This is a genomic window from Nocardia sp. alder85J, assembly GCF_020176955.2.
In the GTDB taxonomy this organism is placed as follows: Bacteria; Actinomycetota; Actinomycetes; order Mycobacteriales; family Mycobacteriaceae; genus Nocardia.
Map to the genome: position 1 here is coordinate 316,613 of NZ_JAIUCZ020000009.1, position 15,858 is coordinate 332,470.

General features: G+C 70.1%; 14 protein-coding genes. 9 read left to right on the forward strand and 5 right to left on the reverse strand.

Annotation, left to right across the window (positions count from 1 at the left end; translation table 11 throughout):
- The first annotated feature begins 10 nt into the window (after positions 1 to 10).
- The 5 genes from LBW94_RS31780 to LBW94_RS31800 are packed head-to-tail and all read left to right on the forward strand — an operon-like array spanning position 11 to position 4,896.
- Complete coding sequence (locus tag LBW94_RS31780; protein ID WP_225059309.1) at positions 11 to 961, forward strand: ABC transporter permease; 951 nt, start codon at positions 11 to 13, stop codon at positions 959 to 961.
- Positions 958 to 1,908: an ABC transporter permease gene (locus tag LBW94_RS31785; protein ID WP_225059310.1), complete on the forward strand. Its 951-nt coding sequence runs from the start codon at positions 958 to 960 to the stop codon at positions 1,906 to 1,908. The genes LBW94_RS31780 and LBW94_RS31785 overlap by 4 nt, the downstream gene beginning before the upstream one ends.
- Positions 1,905 to 2,855, forward strand: coding sequence for an ATP-binding cassette domain-containing protein (locus LBW94_RS31790; protein WP_225059311.1), 951 nt, complete (start codon positions 1,905 to 1,907; stop codon positions 2,853 to 2,855). The genes LBW94_RS31785 and LBW94_RS31790 overlap by 4 nt, the downstream gene beginning before the upstream one ends.
- Entirely contained in the window at positions 2,845 to 3,639 is a 795-nt protein-coding gene (locus LBW94_RS31795) for an ATP-binding cassette domain-containing protein (RefSeq protein ID WP_225059312.1), read from the forward strand. Before LBW94_RS31790 ends, LBW94_RS31795 begins: the two co-directional genes overlap by 11 nt.
- Before the next feature lie 57 nt (positions 3,640 to 3,696).
- Complete coding sequence (locus tag LBW94_RS31800) at positions 3,697 to 4,896, forward strand: GNAT family N-acetyltransferase (RefSeq protein ID WP_225059313.1); 1,200 nt, start codon at positions 3,697 to 3,699, stop codon at positions 4,894 to 4,896.
- A gap of 131 nt (positions 4,897 to 5,027) precedes the next feature.
- On the opposite strand, the gene LBW94_RS31805 is transcribed toward LBW94_RS31800, so the two are convergent.
- Positions 5,028 to 6,326 (reverse strand): sensor domain-containing diguanylate cyclase, encoded by a 1,299-nt coding sequence (locus LBW94_RS31805; protein ID WP_225059314.1) that lies wholly within the window; start codon positions 6,324 to 6,326, stop codon positions 5,028 to 5,030.
- Positions 6,327 to 6,419: 93 nt separating this feature from the next.
- On the reverse strand, positions 6,420 to 7,229 hold the full coding sequence (locus LBW94_RS31810) for an SAM-dependent methyltransferase (RefSeq protein WP_225059315.1): 810 nt from the start codon (positions 7,227 to 7,229) through the stop codon (positions 6,420 to 6,422).
- A 256-nt stretch (positions 7,230 to 7,485) separates the two neighbouring features.
- Here LBW94_RS31810 and LBW94_RS31815 point away from each other — a divergent pair, with 256 nt between their 5' ends.
- The 3 genes from LBW94_RS31815 (at position 7,486) to LBW94_RS31825 (ending at position 10,434) form a co-directional block, all read left to right on the forward strand.
- On the forward strand, positions 7,486 to 8,133 hold the full coding sequence (locus LBW94_RS31815; protein WP_225059316.1) for a TetR/AcrR family transcriptional regulator: 648 nt from the start codon (positions 7,486 to 7,488) through the stop codon (positions 8,131 to 8,133).
- Complete coding sequence (locus LBW94_RS31820; protein WP_225059317.1) at positions 8,090 to 9,298, forward strand: oxygenase MpaB family protein; 1,209 nt, start codon at positions 8,090 to 8,092, stop codon at positions 9,296 to 9,298. The genes LBW94_RS31815 and LBW94_RS31820 overlap by 44 nt, the downstream gene beginning before the upstream one ends.
- A gap of 389 nt (positions 9,299 to 9,687) precedes the next feature.
- Positions 9,688 to 10,434: a DUF6319 family protein gene (locus LBW94_RS31825; protein ID WP_225059318.1), complete on the forward strand. Its 747-nt coding sequence runs from the start codon at positions 9,688 to 9,690 to the stop codon at positions 10,432 to 10,434.
- A 15-nt stretch (positions 10,435 to 10,449) separates the two neighbouring features.
- Here the strand turns inward: LBW94_RS31825 and LBW94_RS31830 are convergent, their stop codons facing one another.
- From LBW94_RS31830 to LBW94_RS31840, 3 genes are read right to left on the reverse strand one after another with little or no spacing between them, the layout of a single operon-like run.
- Positions 10,450 to 11,967, reverse strand: a complete 1,518-nt coding sequence (locus LBW94_RS31830) for a GGDEF domain-containing protein (RefSeq protein WP_225059319.1) — start codon at positions 11,965 to 11,967, stop codon at positions 10,450 to 10,452.
- Positions 11,967 to 12,569 (reverse strand): hypothetical protein, encoded by a 603-nt coding sequence (locus LBW94_RS31835; protein WP_225059320.1) that lies wholly within the window; start codon positions 12,567 to 12,569, stop codon positions 11,967 to 11,969. Before LBW94_RS31835 ends, LBW94_RS31830 begins: the two co-directional genes overlap by 1 nt.
- The gene (locus tag LBW94_RS31840) at positions 12,566 to 13,213 is read right to left on the reverse strand and encodes a pyruvoyl-dependent arginine decarboxylase (RefSeq protein WP_225059321.1); all 648 of its coding nucleotides are present in this window, start codon (positions 13,211 to 13,213) and stop codon (positions 12,566 to 12,568) included. Before LBW94_RS31840 ends, LBW94_RS31835 begins: the two co-directional genes overlap by 4 nt.
- A gap of 386 nt (positions 13,214 to 13,599) precedes the next feature.
- Here LBW94_RS31840 and LBW94_RS31845 point away from each other — a divergent pair, with 386 nt between their 5' ends.
- On the forward strand, positions 13,600 to 15,855 hold the full coding sequence (locus LBW94_RS31845; protein WP_225059322.1) for a hypothetical protein: 2,256 nt from the start codon (positions 13,600 to 13,602) through the stop codon (positions 15,853 to 15,855).
- The last annotated feature ends 3 nt before the right edge of the window (positions 15,856 to 15,858 follow it).

Consider the following 15,858-nt stretch of genomic DNA (forward strand, 5'->3'; position numbering starts at 1 on the left):
TACTGCCGCGGTGACCCTGTTCCTCCTGCGCCGCACCGGGCTGCTGGTGGTGTCGCTGGCGGTGGCCAGCATCGTGGTGTTCGCGTTGCTGCGGCTGCTGCCCGGCGATGTGGCCACCACGATCGGCGGCATCAACTACACCCCGGCCCAACTGGCCGCGCTGCGGGCACAACTGGGGCTGGATCGGCCGCTGCCGGTGCAGTACCTGTCCTGGATCGGTGGTGTGCTGCACGGCGATTTCGGGCACTCGCAACTCAACGGCGCCTCCGTGAGCGCCGAACTCGGCCGCAAACTCCAGGTTTCCGGGCCGCTGGTGATCGGCGCGATCACGATCTCGCTGAGTCTGGCGCTGCCGCTGGGGACCTGGGCGGCGGTGCGCAGCCGCACCGTCGCGGGCGGCGCGCTGTCGGCGCTGTCGCAGCTGGGTATCGCCGTTCCCGGTCTGTGGCTGGCCCTGCTGCTGATCACGGTGTTCGCGGTCGAGCTGAAATGGCTTCCCGCACAGGGCTTTCCGGTGGACGGCTGGGACCAGCCGGGCCAGGCGGTCCGCAGTCTGGTGCTGCCCTGCCTGGCGCTGGGCCTCACCGAGGGTGCGGTGCTGCTGCGGTTCGTGCGCTCGGCCGTCCTCGGCGTCCTGCACGCCGATTTCCTGCGCACCGCCCGCGCCAAGGGGCTGACGCGCGGACAGGCGTTGCTGCGGCACGGTTTCCGAAACGCGGCCCTGCCGGTGGTCTCGATCCTCGGTATCCAGATCGCGACGCTGCTGGTCGGGGGAGTGGTGGTGGAGACCGTGTTCACCCTCCCCGGCATCGGCAACATGCTGGTCACCGATGTCGGCAATCGCGATCTGGTGAAGGTACAGGGTGAGATGCTGCTGCTGGTCGCGGCCATCCTGGCGATCGGATTCCTGGTCGACATCGCACACCGGCTGATCGACCCGCGCACGGCGGGTGCTCGATGAGCCGCGCCGCATTCCGGCCGCATCGATCGGCGTGGCGGCGGCGCGGCCGCGCGGTGCGCACGGTGCTGCGCGCGCTGCTGCGCCGACCGGCCGGGGTGTTCGGGCTGGCGGTGGTGGTCGTTCTCGTGCTGGCCGCGCTGATCGCCGTGTGGTGGACGCCGTTCGACCCGCAGACCACCGACCCACATGCCGCCTGGCTGTTGCCCTTTCAGCGTGGCCACGTCCTCGGCACCGACCGGGTGGGCCGCGACCAGTTCAGCGAACTGCTGGCCGGCAGCCGCGAAACCCTGGTCGTGGCAGTGGGTTCGGCGGTGATCGCGGCAGTGGTCGGGGTGCTGCTGGGTACCGCGGCCGTGCTGGCGCCACGTCGGCTCGGTGCGGTGGTGGTACAGGCCATCGATCTGATGATCGCCTTCCCGGCCCTGCTGCTGGCCATGGTGCTGGCCGCGGTCTACGGGGCCTCGCTCGGCACGGTGCTGGCCGCGATCGGGATCAGCGCCGGTGTCGCGGTGGCACGGGTGTCGCGCGGTGAGATCGCCCGGGTACTGGCGGCGGACTTCGTGCTGGCGGCACGCGCGGCCGGTGCGTCGACCCCGCGAATCGTGCGAAAACATGTGCTGCCCAATATCGCTCCGACTCTCATCGTCCAGCTGTCGCTGGTGATGGCGGTATCGGTACTCACCGAGGCCGCGCTCACCTATCTCGGCTACGGCAGCTCCCCGTCGACGCCGTCCTGGGGCGGGCTGCTGCACGAACAACAGGCGTACATCTCGGCCCGCCCGCTACTCGTGGTGTGGCCGGGCCTGGCCGTCGCGCTGACCGTCCTGGGCCTCAACCTGCTCGGCGACGCCCTGCGCGACGCCACCGATCCTCGGCTGCGACAGGGGATCACGGTGGTGCCGCGCGACGGTGGCGTGGCGGCCAACGGCATCAGGGGGACCGCATGACGCTGCTCGAGGTCGCGGACCTGACCGTCCGCATCGGTGGCCGCGCGGTGGTCGACGGGGTCGGATTCGAACTCGACGCCGGGCAGCGCCTGGGTCTGATCGGCGAGTCCGGATCGGGAAAGACGTTGACGGCCTTGGCTGTTGCGGGTCTGCTGCCGGACGGGGCCGAGGTGTCCGGCAGTGTTCGTCTCGACGGCGGCGAACTGCTCGGCCGTAGCGATCGGGAGTTGTCGAAGATTCGGGGGAACCGGATCGCGATGGTGTTCCAGGAACCGTTGTCGGCGCTGAATCCCCTGATGCGGGTGGGTAAGCAGATCGCCGAGCCGCTGCGGCTGCATCGCGGCCTGTCCCGCAAACAGGCGCTGGCCGAGGCGGTTTCGCTGGCGGGCAAGGTCGGGCTACCCGATCCGGAGCTGCTGGTGCACGCCTATCCACACCAGCTGTCCGGCGGTCAACGCCAGCGGGTGGGGATCGCGATGGCCGTCGCCTCTCGGCCCGCGCTCCTGCTGGCAGACGAGCCGACCACCGCACTGGATGTGACCGTGCAGGCCGAGATCCTGGCACTGCTGGCCGATCTCGTCGCCGAGCAGGGCACGGCGCTGCTGTTCGTCACCCACGATCTCGCCGTGCTGGCCCAGGTGGTGCAGCGGGTCCTGGTGCTGGGCAACGGCCGTGTGCTGGAAGACGGCCGCCTGGAAGAGATCCTGCACAACCCGCGCCATCCGTACACCCGCACCCTGCTGGACCTGGCCCGCGCCGCCTCCTTCCGCCACCCGGCCCCGCCCGCTCGGCTCGACGCGGATCCCGCCGCCACCCAGGCCACTACCACCGAACGGGTTCCGCCGCCCGACGTCGCCGGGTCGGACGCGGCTCCGCCGGATGCCGATGACTCGGACGGGACCGGCCGGCCGGCGCCGAGCAGTGGGGAGGACCACGATGGCGAGTGAGACGGATGTGGCCCCCGTGCTGGCGGCGGCCGGGCTGACCCGCAGCTATCGGCTGCCGCGCCGGACGTTACGAGAACGTCCGCCGGTGCGGCACGCGGTGCGGGACGTCGATCTGGTGCTGCGGGACGGTGGCCGGTTGGGCATCGTCGGCGAATCCGGTTCCGGGAAGTCGACATTGCTGCGACTGCTGCTGGCGCTGGAGGCCGCCGACGCGGGGACGGTCCGCTACCGGGGGCGGACCGTGGCCGGTCGCGATCTGCGCTGGTTCCGCCGGGACGTGCAGGTGGTCCTCCAGGACCCGCTCGATTCGCTGGATCCGCGCAGCACCGTGCGCGATTCGATCGCCGAACCCCTGGAATGTCTGCGCATCCCAGGAGACCACGACGCCCGGGTCGCCGAACTGCTCATCGCTGTCGGCCTGGAAGTCGATGCGGCGCAACGGTATCCGCACGAGTTCTCCGGGGGCCAGCGGCAGCGGATCGCGATCGCCCGCGCGCTGGCCCCGCAGCCCCGGATTCTCGTCGGCGACGAACCCTTCTCGGCGCTGGACGCCTCGGTGCGGGCCCAGATCATCGACCTGGTCCGCGATCTGGCGGCCCGGTTCGGTCTGTCCCTGATCCTGGTGTCGCACGATATCGGTGTCGTCCAGCAGTTGTGCGACGAGTTGCTGGTGCTGAAGGACGGCGCGGTCGTCGAATCCGGTTCGACGGCACACGTTCTCGACGATCCACAGCACCCGTACACCCGAACCCTGCTGCACGCGGTGCCGACCTTGCCGCTGTGAACAGGCGCTCCCTGCCGCCGTATCGAACTCGAATCTCGAGAAAGAGGAGGTAGACCGGTGACGATCGAGATCCGCACTCTCACCGACCCCGCCGAGGTGCGCTCCGCCGCAGCGATATTCCGGACCGCGATGGTCGGGTTGCCGCCGATATCGGCGGACGTGGCGGACGGGCTCGTCGAACCCGGGCGCACGCTCGGCGCGTGGCTCGACGGTGAGCTGGTGGGCGGGGCCGATTCGTACACCAGCCGAATGGTGGCGCCCGGCGGGCAATGGCTGCCGCACGCCGCGGTCACCCACGTCGGGGTGCTGCCGACGCATACCCGGCGCGGAGTGGTCAGCGCGTTGCTGCGGCATCAGCTCGCCGAGGTCGCCGCGCGCGGGGAGATCGTGGCGAGTCTGCGGGCCACGCAGGGCGGCATCTACGAACGGTTCGGGTACGGGGTGGCCAGCGTGTCCGCGACCGTCGAATTGGACCGGCGGCGGGCCCGATTGCGTGACACCGTGCCGCCCGGCGGTCCGGTCCGCTACCTCGATGCCGGGGCGCGCTGGGACGCGCTGCCGAAAATCTATGCCACCGGGGGATTCTCGTGGACGGGAGCGATCGACCGGCCCGAGTACTGGTGGCGGCTACAGGAACTGGTCGCCGCAGGTGGCGGCTGGACCGTGGTGCACGGTGAGCCGGGAGCCGAGGACGGTTTCCTGCGGTACCGGCCCGCCGATGCCGACGGCTGGCCCAGGCAGCCGCAACGCACGGTGGTGGTGGACGATTTCGTCGCCACCACACCGGCCGCCTATCGCGGGCTGCTGCGGCATCTGCTGGCCCACGACATCGTCGATCGGATCGTGTTCACCTTCATGCCCGTCGACAGCCCGCTGCGATACCTGTTCACCGACGAGCGCGCGGTGACCGTCACCGGGGTCGCGGACGAGACCTGGCTGCGGCTGGTCGACGTGCCCGCCGCCCTCGAACGCCGCGGCTACCGCGCGGCGCCACCGGTGGTCGTGGCGGTCACCGACCCGATCCTGCCCGCCAACACCGGCCATTACCGGATCACCGGCGAAGGGGCCATCCGCACCGGCGATCCGGCCGACCTCGGCATCGACGTGGCGAGCCTGGCCGCCGTCTACCTCGGCGGTACGGGCTGGCGGCAACTGGCACTCGCGGGCCGGGCCACCGAGCTTCGGCCGGGCGCACTCGACGCCGCCGAAGACCTGTTCGCCACTGTCGCACGGCCGTTCGGCGGCACGTTCTTCTGAACTGTCCCGACGCCGGCGGCAGCGGGACAGCAGTGCGGTGCAAGGTGGCCGGTATCCCGTGCCCGCTGCCTGGGTCCGCGCGCGGTGGGTGGCCCGCGTGCGTCGCGACAGCATGCCGGTAGTGATCCGGACTACCGCCGATGGTCGGCGGTCCCCGGCGCCTCGCGCGGCCGGGCCGCCTTGTCCCGGTACATCGCCGAATCCACGGTGTGCATCAGGGCGTCCACGTCCTGCGGGCGCTGGTCGACCAGCGTGGTGCCGACGCTGGCGCCGATCGAAACCAGTTGTCCCGCAACCACTACGGGCTGGGCCACGGCGGTCAGCAGGCGGTCGGTGACGGCGGCGAGCTGGTCGCGGCCGGTGCAGTTCTCGATCAGCACGATGAATTCGTCGCCGCCGATGCGCGCGGCCAGCCCGTCCGGGGCGGCGGCGGTGCGCAGCCGTTCGGCGACCGTGCGCAGCACCCGGTCGCCGACGGTGTGGCCGTGGGCGTCGTTGATCGCCTTGAACCGATCCAGGTCCAGGTAGCACAGGCCGAGGGGGCCGGTGGCGTGGGCGAGCCGATCGAAGAACAGCACCCGGTTGGCCAGGCCGGTCAGATTGTCGTGATGGGCGTCGTGCCAGAGCCGGTCGGCCAGCGCCTTGCGTTCGGTGATGTCGACCGCGACGCCGATCAGGAACCGCACCCGGCCGTCGGCGTCGCGGACCACCGACATGGACAGGTCGATATCGGTGTGGCTGCCGTCGGGCCGGGTGGTGCGGGTCTCGATCCGGAAGCGGTCGACCTGCCCGAGCAGCAGTAGCCGGAAGCGGTCGTAGGCGGGGCCGATGTTGTCGGCGCCGAGCACCTCCAGCACGGTCCGGCCGGGGATGCGTTCCTGTGGTACGCCGAGCATCTCGGCGAAGGCGGCGTTCACGTCGAGCACCCGGCCGGTGTCGGCATCGATGGTCCCGATGCCGATCGACGCCCCGGCGAACACGGCCGCGAACCGCGCCTCCGACAACTGGCGCTGCGCCTGCGCCTCCCGCACCGCGGCCAGCGCCGCCACCAGGGTGCTCTCCTGTTCGGCCAGCGCCGTGGAGCGCAGCGTCGCGGTGAAACCGGCGGCGAATTCACCCGCCACCTCGATCGCGCGCTGCCGCACCCGCTCGTATTCCGGCTCGGCCCGGTCCGGGCACACGGCATCCACCATGTCGCGGCAGATCATCGACACCGACCGGCTCACCGCGGCCGAGTCGCGATAGTTGGCGGCCACCAGCGAGGACGCCGCGATCCGGGCGACGCTCACCTCCGCGGCGCCACGCAGCGCGGCCAGCAACTGTTCGCTCAAACCGGCCAGCAGCGCTTCGATCTGGGTTCGGTTGAGGGTCGGCGCGACGACGCCGTCGAGCGCGTCGGCCCAACGCACCCCCAACTCGTGCGAACCCACCCTGTGCACCCCTGCCGTATCCCTAGTGATCGAACTTCCGGTGTTGCTGCCGCCGCGGCGGATGTCCCGGCGCCCCCGCGCCCGCCGAAACGATCAGATCTTGCGCCCCACCCCCGCCAGCCCGAGCGAGCGGCCGGGGGCCTCGTGCAGGTCGCGATCGGATTCCGGTCGCCATTGCGGCAATTCCACCACACCGGGTTCGAGCACGTCCCACCCGTCGAACATCGCCTCGATCGCGGCCCGGTCCCGGAAGCGGATGCCGACGTGACTCGTGTTGGCGGAGTGGTCACCCAGCAGCGCGGCGGCGTCGGGGCGCAGCGCGGAGGTGAGATGCGAGATGGCCACATGGCTGCCGACCGGCAGCGCGGTCCGCAGCGCCGCCACCCGCTGGGCCGGCTGCTCGTCGTCCTGCAACAGGTGCAGCACCGCGATCAGCAGCAGGCCGATCGGTTCGTCGATATCGATCAGTCCGGTGCCGGCGGCCGTGGCCAGCAACTCCTCCGGCTTGCGCAGATCGCCCTGGATGGCATCGGCCCCCGGCACATTCGCCAGGATGGTGCGGGAGTGGGTGACCGCGACCGGATCGATGTCGACGTAGAGCACCCGGATCTCCGGGTCGATCGATTGCAGGATCTCGTGCACGTTGCCGGCGGTCGGAATGCCGGAGCCGATGTCGAGGAACTGCCGAATGCCGGATTCGGCGAGGAACCGGACCACCCGGCGCAGGAAGGCCCGGTTGCTCAGTGCCAGCCGCGGCAGGTCCGGCACCAGCTTCTTGGCCTGCTCGGCGACCAGTCGATCGATCTCGAAATTGTGCGAGCCACCCAGTAGCGCGTCGTACATCCGGGCCGGGCTGGCCCGCGTCATGTCCACGCCGTCGGGTGCCCATGCCGGTCTGTCCACGCGAAAACCCCTCTTGCCCTTGTACTCCCGAACCGCCGCCGGGGCGGCCTGCCCGTGTTCGCCGAGGTCGGCGGCACAGGTATACCAGCGGATCGTAGTCCGATCCGAGCCGGACGTCGATCTTGTCTGCTTTCCGGAAAACCGCCATAACCAGCACGCATGAACGTCATCACGGATGGGTATGAAGCATGGTGGCCCGGCGGTGGCCCCGATCCGCCGTTGACGCGATGAAACAAATTGTCTTACATTGTTTCACATGGGGACGGACCGGGACGATGTGGACGAACGCATCATGGACGCGGCCCTGGAACGGATCCTGCAAGTGGGTATCCGCCGGGCGAGCCTGGACGACATCGCCCGCCGGGCTGGTCTGAACCGGATCACCATCTACCGCCGCTTCGCGGGCAAGGACAACCTGGTCGACGCCACGCTGGCGCGGGAGACCCGCCGGATGCTCGCCGAGGTCACCGCGGTGGTCACCACCACCGCGGGGGTCGACGCCCAGATCGAGGCGGCCGTGCTCTACGTCCTGCACACCACCCGCAATCATCCGCTGGTGACCCAGTTGCTCAACGTGGCGCCCGACGAGGCGATGAGCTTCTACACCGTCCGCGGTGAGGAGATGGTCCGGCAGGGCATCGAATACATCGTCGCGGTTCTCGAACTGACCCGGCAACGTGGCCTCATCGACGCCTACGATCCCCGTCCGGTCGCGGAACTGCTTGCGCGGATGGCACATTCACTACTGCTCACGCCCGCGGGCGGAGTGAACTTCAAAGATCCGGATCGCGCACGGGATTTCGTGCGCACCGCCGTCGTGCCGCTGGTGAAACACGGCATCGGCCCGAAGGAGACCACCGATGAATTCCCCCGTCCCGCATCGTCATCCCGCGACACCCCGTAAGGTCCCGGGCCTGCGGGCCTTCGCCGTACTGCTGGGCATCGGCAACCCGTCCCCGCAGCAGTGGCAGGCACTGGGCGAGGCGCTGCTCGTCGGCGACGAGCCGATGGACCGGCTGGTCGACTGGATGTCCGAGACCGGGATGGCGACCACCCGGCCGCTGTTCGAACAGGCGCTGCGCGAAGGGATCTCGTCGATCCCGGGTGCGCCGGAACCGTTGCGCGAATTCTTCGGCGTGTACGAGACGGTGCCCGAGTGGGTGGACTGGTCGGCCATCCGCCGCGCCGAGCGGGTGTTCCGAATGGGCGGCACCGACGGGTTGTACATCGCCCGGGACGTGGCGCTGCTCGGCGGCTACCTGGCCTCCGGGTTCAACAAGACGCTGATCCGCACCGGCGCCCTGGAGAAGGGGCCGGCCAAGCGGTTCGCGGAGACCTTGCAGTGGGCCCTGGACGTCACCTCCGACGACGGCATGCGGCCGCTGGGCCGCGGCTATCGGGCGACGATGCAGGTGCGCCTGATCCACGCGCTGGTCCGGCGGCACCTGGCGGCGCAACCGGATTGGGACGCCGCCGAATGGGGGCTGCCGATCAACCAGACCGATATGGCCGCCACCCTGGTCGGCGCGCTGATCTCGCCGTTCCTCGGCGCGATGCCGATGGGCATCCTGCCGGCCCGCGGCGAGCTGGACGCCGCCGCCCATCTGACCCGCTACGTCGGCTGGCTGATCGGGGTCCGGGACGAATGGCTGCCGGACGGTTTCCGCGATTCGGTGCGGATTCTCTACCACTGCATGACCGCCATCACCAATCCCGACGAGACCAGCGCGCAGCTGGCCATGCCGATGGCCGACGATCCGCTGCGCTGGCACTACCGCAATCTGTCCGGGCTGCGGGGGCGGATCGCGCGGGCCCAGCATCTCTCGATCGCGAGCACGTTCCTCGGCCCGTCGTCGATGCGGCAGCTGGGCCTGCCCGCGACCATGCCGCCGTGGTACCCGCTGGCCCGCGTTCCGGTCAATCTGGTCCGCAGCGCGCTGATCCGGGTGCTGCCCGGCGGGACCGAGCGCGCCGCCGCACAGGGCCGCCGCCGCCAGGAACTGTTCCTGCGCACGCTGATCGGCGACCGCCCGGCGGTGATCGGCGAATCGGCCCGGACCGCCGCCTGATCGGCGCCGGATCCGGACCGCCGCCGGCGCCGAGCGCCTGATTGCCGACGGCGCCGAGCGCCTGATTGCCGACGGCGCCGAACTCCGGCCGGTCGATGTTGCCCGGCGGATGCGGGATTGTTCTCGGCTCGTGTCCGTCGGGGCCGCCGGTTCGGGCAACCCGCTGCCGAACGCGGGCCGAGCGCCTACGATGCAGGTGGCCGGTTTCGTTCGCGGTCGCGCAGGTAAGTGATCGGTCCCGTTCGGGGTGATCGGCCGAAATGTTCAGTAGCTCAATATTTGCCAGCATGCGAATAGTGGGCCGTGGCGACCTGCCGATGTGGACTTGTCGGTGACATGGGGCATGCTCTTGGCACGCAGACCGTCTACGAGCCCGTCCGGAGTACCCCATGTCGTCCCGTCGAACAAAGCCACAACCGCTGTCCGACACCGAGATCCGGCAGATCGCCGCGGAGATCGCCGACGGCAGTCCGCCGATGGTGTGGTTCACCGCGGAGGCTGTCGGTGTGCCGGAAGGCCGTTCCGGCAAGGTGGTCGCCCTCGGAGATCCCACCGAGGGCGACTTCCTGCAGGTTCGGCCCACCGGCTCCAAAGATGTGCTGTCGTTCTCGCCCACCGAAGTGACGTTGACCAAACCGGCCCGGCGCACCGCGCCCGCGGCCCCAGCGACCAGGAAGGAACCCGCAGTGACGACCCCGTCCACCGTGACCCTGCCGTCGACGCCGAATCAGGAGCCGGCCAACCCCGTTGCCGCCGAGCCGGATCCGACGCCGGCCGCGCCGGGTGCGGAGGCGGCCCGGCCCGGGGCGCCGAAGCCCGCCGGCGCCGCGCGGCCGCCGCGCGAGAAGGCGCCCGTCGCCCCGAAGAAAGCGAAGACGCCGGAGGTCACCGTGACGCTGTCCGGTACCGCCGACGGCGAATGGACCGTCGACGTGGTCAACGGCAAGAAGCGCACCGTGCGCGGGTTGTCGGTGGCCGGCGCGGCCGTCGCGCAGGCGGCCAAGCTGCTGCATCCGGAGGTCGCCGAGGTCGTCGATTCGGTGCTGGAATCGGTGCGCACCAGCCAGCGGGCCAAGGTCGAGCAGTTGCAGGCCGAACTGGAGAACGCCCGCCGCCTGCTCGACGAGCTGACGTAGTCCCGCGGCGGGAGGCTATACCGCGGTCTCCCGCCGCCAGTTCCGCCGGCTGCTCGCCGCGTGGCCCAGATTCCGGATGTCGTCGTAGAACACGTACCCCAGCGAATACTCCTTCGCGTGGTACATCGCCGAATCCGCCTCGCGGAGCAGGTCGTACACGGTGTCGTCCGCGTCGCGCGGGGCATCGCAGGCGATTCCGATGCTGGGGGCCACCGACACCGGGCCGGCGGTGAGCTCGAACGGCTGCTGGAAGGCCGCGAGCAACCGCTCGGCCAGCACCGCGGACTCCTGGCGGTTCGCGCAGCCCAGCACCACGAATTCGTCGCCGCCGTACCGGGCCGCCAGATCGTCGCGGCCGATGACGTGGCGGATCCGATCCGCGGCGCCGGCGATCAACTCGTCACCGACGGCATGGCCGTGGGTGTCGTTGATGGCCTTGAACCCGTCGAGATCCAGGAACAGCAGGCACAGCGGCCGCCCGGCCCAACGGTCCTGGTACACCACCGGTGCGCGCAGCAGCGCGGCCCGGTTCGCCAGACCGGTCAGCAGGTCGTGCTCGGCCTGGTATTGCGCGCGGCGCTCACTGCGCAGGCTGCGCACCACCGCGCGTTCGCTGCGGGCCAGCACGCCGACGAGCAGCACCGCCAGCAATGCCGACACCACCGCGCGGTCGAGCGTGTCGAGGTTGGACCCGACGACCGGCCCCAGCGAGGCGACCACCAGCAGCACCGCGATGAAGCTGGCGCGTTGCCGGGACCGGTGCGGGTGGATGTTGCGCGGCTGGCCGACGGTCACCATCGTCGGATGCAGTGCGGCCAGGCCCACCAGCAGGAAGGCCAGCAGCTGCGGGACGAGCAGTACGTCCGGCCCGAGGTCGACGTATCCGGCGGCGTCCAGGTTGTAGCCCAGATCGCTGCCCAGCACGGTCAGCAGGCACAGATGTACCAGGCGCAGTGAGGTTTCCGAGCGCCCGGCGGTGACCATCGAATGGGTCACCACCGTCAGCAGCAGCGCGTCGACCACCGGATAGGTGACCCGGATCAGGGTGGGCCCGTCGAAAACCCGCGCCGCGTGCAGGACCGGTGAGATGAGGAAGGTCCAGGAGGCCAGCAGCGCGCCGAGCCCGATCAGCCAGGAGTCCAGGATCAGGTCGATGTGGAAGGTGCGCCGCGGCACCAGCCACAGCACCGCCGCCGCACCGACGCCCACGTACCCGCCGAGGGTGAACAGATCGTCCAGTGGCGGGATGTGCCACTCCAGGAAGTCGCGCAGCGTGGTGCCGACGCAGAACAGCACCGAGGACGCGGCGAGCAGCAGCCACGCCACCGGCACCGGCGGCCGGTGCCGGTGCACACCCGCGCAGATCATCGCCAGCGTCGCCGCCACCACCACGAGCATGGCGACCAGCGCCACCGGCCGGCCCGCCAGCGGCACCGTGATCACCGCCAGGACCACGACGGGAATCGTTGCCCGCCATGGTGATCCGTTGCCGCACACCCAGGTGCGGCCGGTACGTCGTCCGTCGGCTGCCATCAGCCCCCCTTGTCCACGTCGTCCCCTGTGAACCGTGCCGCGTAGTAGGTTTGCGTGTCCTCCACCGCGACGTCCGCGTCCGCGTGCTCATCGAGCGCTGCCCGAAGCGCGTCCGCGAACGAATACCGAGAATTGTTGTACGAGCAGATGTCCCAGCCGACGACCGCACGCTCTGCCGCCAGAATCCGGACAATCGATGCGATCATGGCATGAAATGCCGTGCCCTGTCGCGCAGTTGGGTCGACCAGAGTGAACCCGGCATAGTAGATCGCATCACGCGCCGCGTGTAACGGGAAACGTGCTGCGAAGTAGTCCGGGCTGATCCACGGCACCGTCTCCAGGCGCCGGGTCAGCGTGCTCAGGCCCACCGGGATGCCGTCGGGGGTGCGGGCCACGTGCTTCTGCACCCTCGGGTCGGTCATCTCGTCGTGGAACTCGTTGCGATGCAACACTTGCCGGGCAATTGCCCGGGTGCGCAACGCGCCGAAGGCGGCCTCGTACAGCTGGTGGAAGCCATCGATTTCGGAATCGGGGATCGTGTCCTCGATGCTGACATGGATCGCCGTGCCGTCCGCGAGTGAGCACTCGCCGCCCGCGATCACGGCCTGCCCCGGCCGGGACCCGCCGACCACCGGCCGGTGGTGTCGACGCAGGCCGCCTCGCCCCGGACGGGCGTGTCGGCCCGGCCGGTGGTGGCCTCGCCCCAGCCCGCGGTGGCGTACGCGGCCAGCACCAGCGCGCAGACCGGCCGCCGGTCCGCGCGCGCCTCGACCGTGCAGGTGCGCACCGGGCCGAAGTGCTGTGGCCGGCCCGCGGTCATGTCCGCGAGGCTGGCGTGGATGAGATCGTCCACCTCCCTGGCGGTTTCGCCTTCGTGCTCGACGAACAGCCCGGCGCCGGACCCGTCGGTCTGTACCGTCCAGCCCAGCCCGGCCGCCGCCCGCGCGCCGGGCTCGAGGGCGTATCCTGCGGCGTAGACGCAGTACAACCGATCACCCCACACGATCGGCTTGCGCACTCGGCGGGTGCGTTCGATGGTTGCCTGCGGTGGGATCACCGACGACAGCCGGATCAGATTGGCATCGCCCACCCCGAGATCGCGCAGCGCCGCGTCGAAGGCGGCGACGGCGGTCGCGGCGGTGCCGATCGCCGCACCGACCTCGATGGCCGGCGCGGCGGGCCGATTCGTTTGGCGCACTTCGTCACTGAGCACCCCGTAACTGTGATGTCCGTAGGTCGCGATCATGAGCGTCCTTCCCCTGCCGTCCCAGTGTCGCATTTAAAAGGTTGATGTTGCGGCAAATTGGCTCGGCGCGTCCGGGGGGTCGCGGCGTCGCAGGTGCGAGGTCCGCGGCGGCATGTTCAGGGCTGTTGACGCGGCGGTTCGGTGATAGCGAGGCCGAATGGGCATGTCGGGCGAATCCGGTGGCGCACTGTGGCGATCGATTGGCGTGCCATTGCCCATCGGCCCTGTTTACATCGTGCCATCGTCTGTGTAACTTGGCTGCAATCTGGGGTTCATCTGGTTCTCGAGTTAGTGGTGCGGAGATGTCGTCACGCGTCCGGGAAGTCCGTATCGAGGCCCTGCCGGGCCGTCCTGCCGAGTGGTACGCGGAATTGCACAGTCCGCGAATGGTGTGGCGACGATGCCGGGCCTGGGCGTCCGCCACCCGTGCCCGCCGGGTCACTGTCCGGTTGCTGGTTGCTCCGCTGGTGCTGCTGGCGCTGTGGCTGATCGGGGGATCGATCGCTGACGCGAACAACGGCGCATTGTCCGGCGGCAGTATGTCCGCGATCGACGGATTGTCGTGGACCGATGTCCGCGACACGTCCGGGGTGCCGCTGTCGAGCTATATGTTCGCGACCAATTCGGGCAGTCTGCTGCACCCCGGGACCACCGCGCTGGCACTGGTGCTCGGCGTCGAATTCACCGTCTTCATGGTGGTGGTCATCAGCGCGGTCTGGGTAACCGGGTATGTGTTGAGCTTTCACTGGCTGGACTGGCTCGGCAAACCGCTGACCGCGATCGGGGACGGACTGACCCACCAGATCGCGACCCCGATCGTGCTGGCCGTCGCGGCGACCGCGGGCGCGTTCTGCGTGGGCTGGTTCGTGTTGCGCGGATACCACGCCAAGGCCGCGATCCAGGTCGCGGCGATGCTGGCGGTCGCGGTGCTGGGCGCCACCTACCTGGCGCATCCGCTGGCCGATGTGCTGTCCTCCGACGGACTGCTCGCACAGGGCCGCAATGTCGGCATCACGATCGCGGCCGGGGTCGCCGGACAGGACACCCCGCGGCCGGAGGCGATCCTGACCGGATTGCAGGGCAGCCTGTCCGACAACTTCGCCCGGCATCCGTTGCAGGTGTGGAACTTCGGGCATGTGGTCGACGATTCGCCCGCCTGCCGCGCGGCCTGGTCGGCGGGCGTGCGGGCCGGCAGCGAGGGCCAGATCGCCGGTGAGATGTCCGCCTGCGGAGATTCCTACGCGCATGCCAAGATCGAGAATCCCAGTGTCGGGCAGATCGGTACCGGGCTGGTGCTGATCGTCTTCGCCACGATCCTGCTGTTGTTCCTGGCGTATCTGGCGATCAAGATCTTCCTGGCCGCGCTGTCGTCGGTGTACCACGGCGTGCTGGCCATCTTCGGCTTCGCCGCAGGCGGTTTCGTGTACGGGCCGACCCAGACGTTCCTGATCCGGAATCTGGTCGACATCTTCACCGACGCGATGGCCATGATCGTCTACACGGTCTTCCTCGGCGTGTACGCGCTGCTGCTCGACTCGGTGTTCCGGGCCGCGCCCGGCAGCGGGATGGCGGTGATCTTCGTCGGGGCGATGGTGCTGGTCGCCGGGTTCGCGTTGTTCCGGCGCCTGGACCTGAGCCTGGTCGGTGGTCAGGTGCGGGTGGTCGAGCAGATCCGGGCGGCGCTGGCCGGGCGGCCGGCCGGCGCCGGGGCCGCCTCGCCGGCCGAGATGAGCGCTGCCACACTGCGTTACAGCCTGTCGCCGGGGCATCTGGCGGGCCGGGCCATGGCCGGATTCAACGAGATCGGTGCGATCAACGCGAATCCGGTCACCTCGTGGGCGTTCCGGCGGCCCAATCCGCTCGGGTACTGGTCGAAGAAGTCGCAGCACATGAACGACCTGAACTACCGGCTGCTGCTCGGCGAGATCCCGCCCGAGGCGACCGGCGGCTGGATGGCCCGGCTGACCGCGGGCAAGAACGCGCACGACGGGGCGGCCCGGGCGGCGGTGCAGATATTCGGCGGGCGCAACGCCCGCGCCGCCGCCGCGGGGGTCACCAACGTGCTGGAACTCGGCGGCGACGGCGCCGACGCGCAGGGCGCCCTGCTGGCTGCGCACTTCTCGCCGATCATGGCCGAGCACGCGGTCCGGGTGCATCGCCACATGCTGGACGAAGCCGCCACCAGCGGTGTCGGTTACGCGCCGCTGAGCGAGGCCGCCGCCGCGCTGCGGCTGGCGTCGCGCACCCGCAATTACACCCCCGAACGGCGCGCGGCGTACACGGCGCAGGCCGCGGAGGCGGCCGGTCTGTTCGAACGCGGGGCCACCCGGCCGCTGTGGGACGACGAACACGATGTCGACCACAACTTCGTCGCCCGCGCACTGCGTCTGGTGGACAACCATGCCGATCTCCCGGAGATCGAGCAGCAGATGCCGCTCGCGCAGTGGCGGGCCGTCACCGACGACACCCGCCGGAAGGTGGGCATCGAGATCGCGCAGCGACTGAAGGAGGCCACCAACACCTTCCACCTGGACCCGACCGACACCAACCATGTCGCGGCGATGGAGATCGCCCGCAGCGCCATGCGCATCGATCATCTCCTCACCGCCGGCGAGGCCAGCCTCAGCCTGTGGACCAAGTAGTAC

Excerpts from the sequence above, each read along its gene's own strand:
- LBW94_RS31785 (WP_225059310.1), top strand. The coding sequence starts at position 958 with ATGAGCCGCGCCGCATTCCGGCCGCATCGATCGGCGTGGCGGCGGCGC.
- LBW94_RS31790 (WP_225059311.1), top strand. The coding sequence starts at position 1,905 with ATGACGCTGCTCGAGGTCGCGGACCTGACCGTCCGCATCGGTGGCCGC.
- LBW94_RS31795 (WP_225059312.1), top strand. The coding sequence starts at position 2,845 with ATGGCGAGTGAGACGGATGTGGCCCCCGTGCTGGCGGCGGCCGGGCTG.
- LBW94_RS31815 (WP_225059316.1), top strand. The coding sequence starts at position 7,486 with ATGGGGACGGACCGGGACGATGTGGACGAACGCATCATGGACGCGGCC.
- LBW94_RS31820 (WP_225059317.1), top strand. The coding sequence starts at position 8,090 with ATGAATTCCCCCGTCCCGCATCGTCATCCCGCGACACCCCGTAAGGTC.
- LBW94_RS31825 (WP_225059318.1), top strand. The coding sequence starts at position 9,688 with ATGTCGTCCCGTCGAACAAAGCCACAACCGCTGTCCGACACCGAGATC.
- LBW94_RS31830 (WP_225059319.1), bottom strand. The coding sequence starts at position 11,967 with ATGGCAGCCGACGGACGACGTACCGGCCGCACCTGGGTGTGCGGCAAC.
- LBW94_RS31840 (WP_225059321.1), bottom strand. The coding sequence starts at position 13,213 with ATGATCGCGACCTACGGACATCACAGTTACGGGGTGCTCAGTGACGAA.
- LBW94_RS31845 (WP_225059322.1), top strand. The coding sequence starts at position 13,600 with ATGGTGTGGCGACGATGCCGGGCCTGGGCGTCCGCCACCCGTGCCCGC.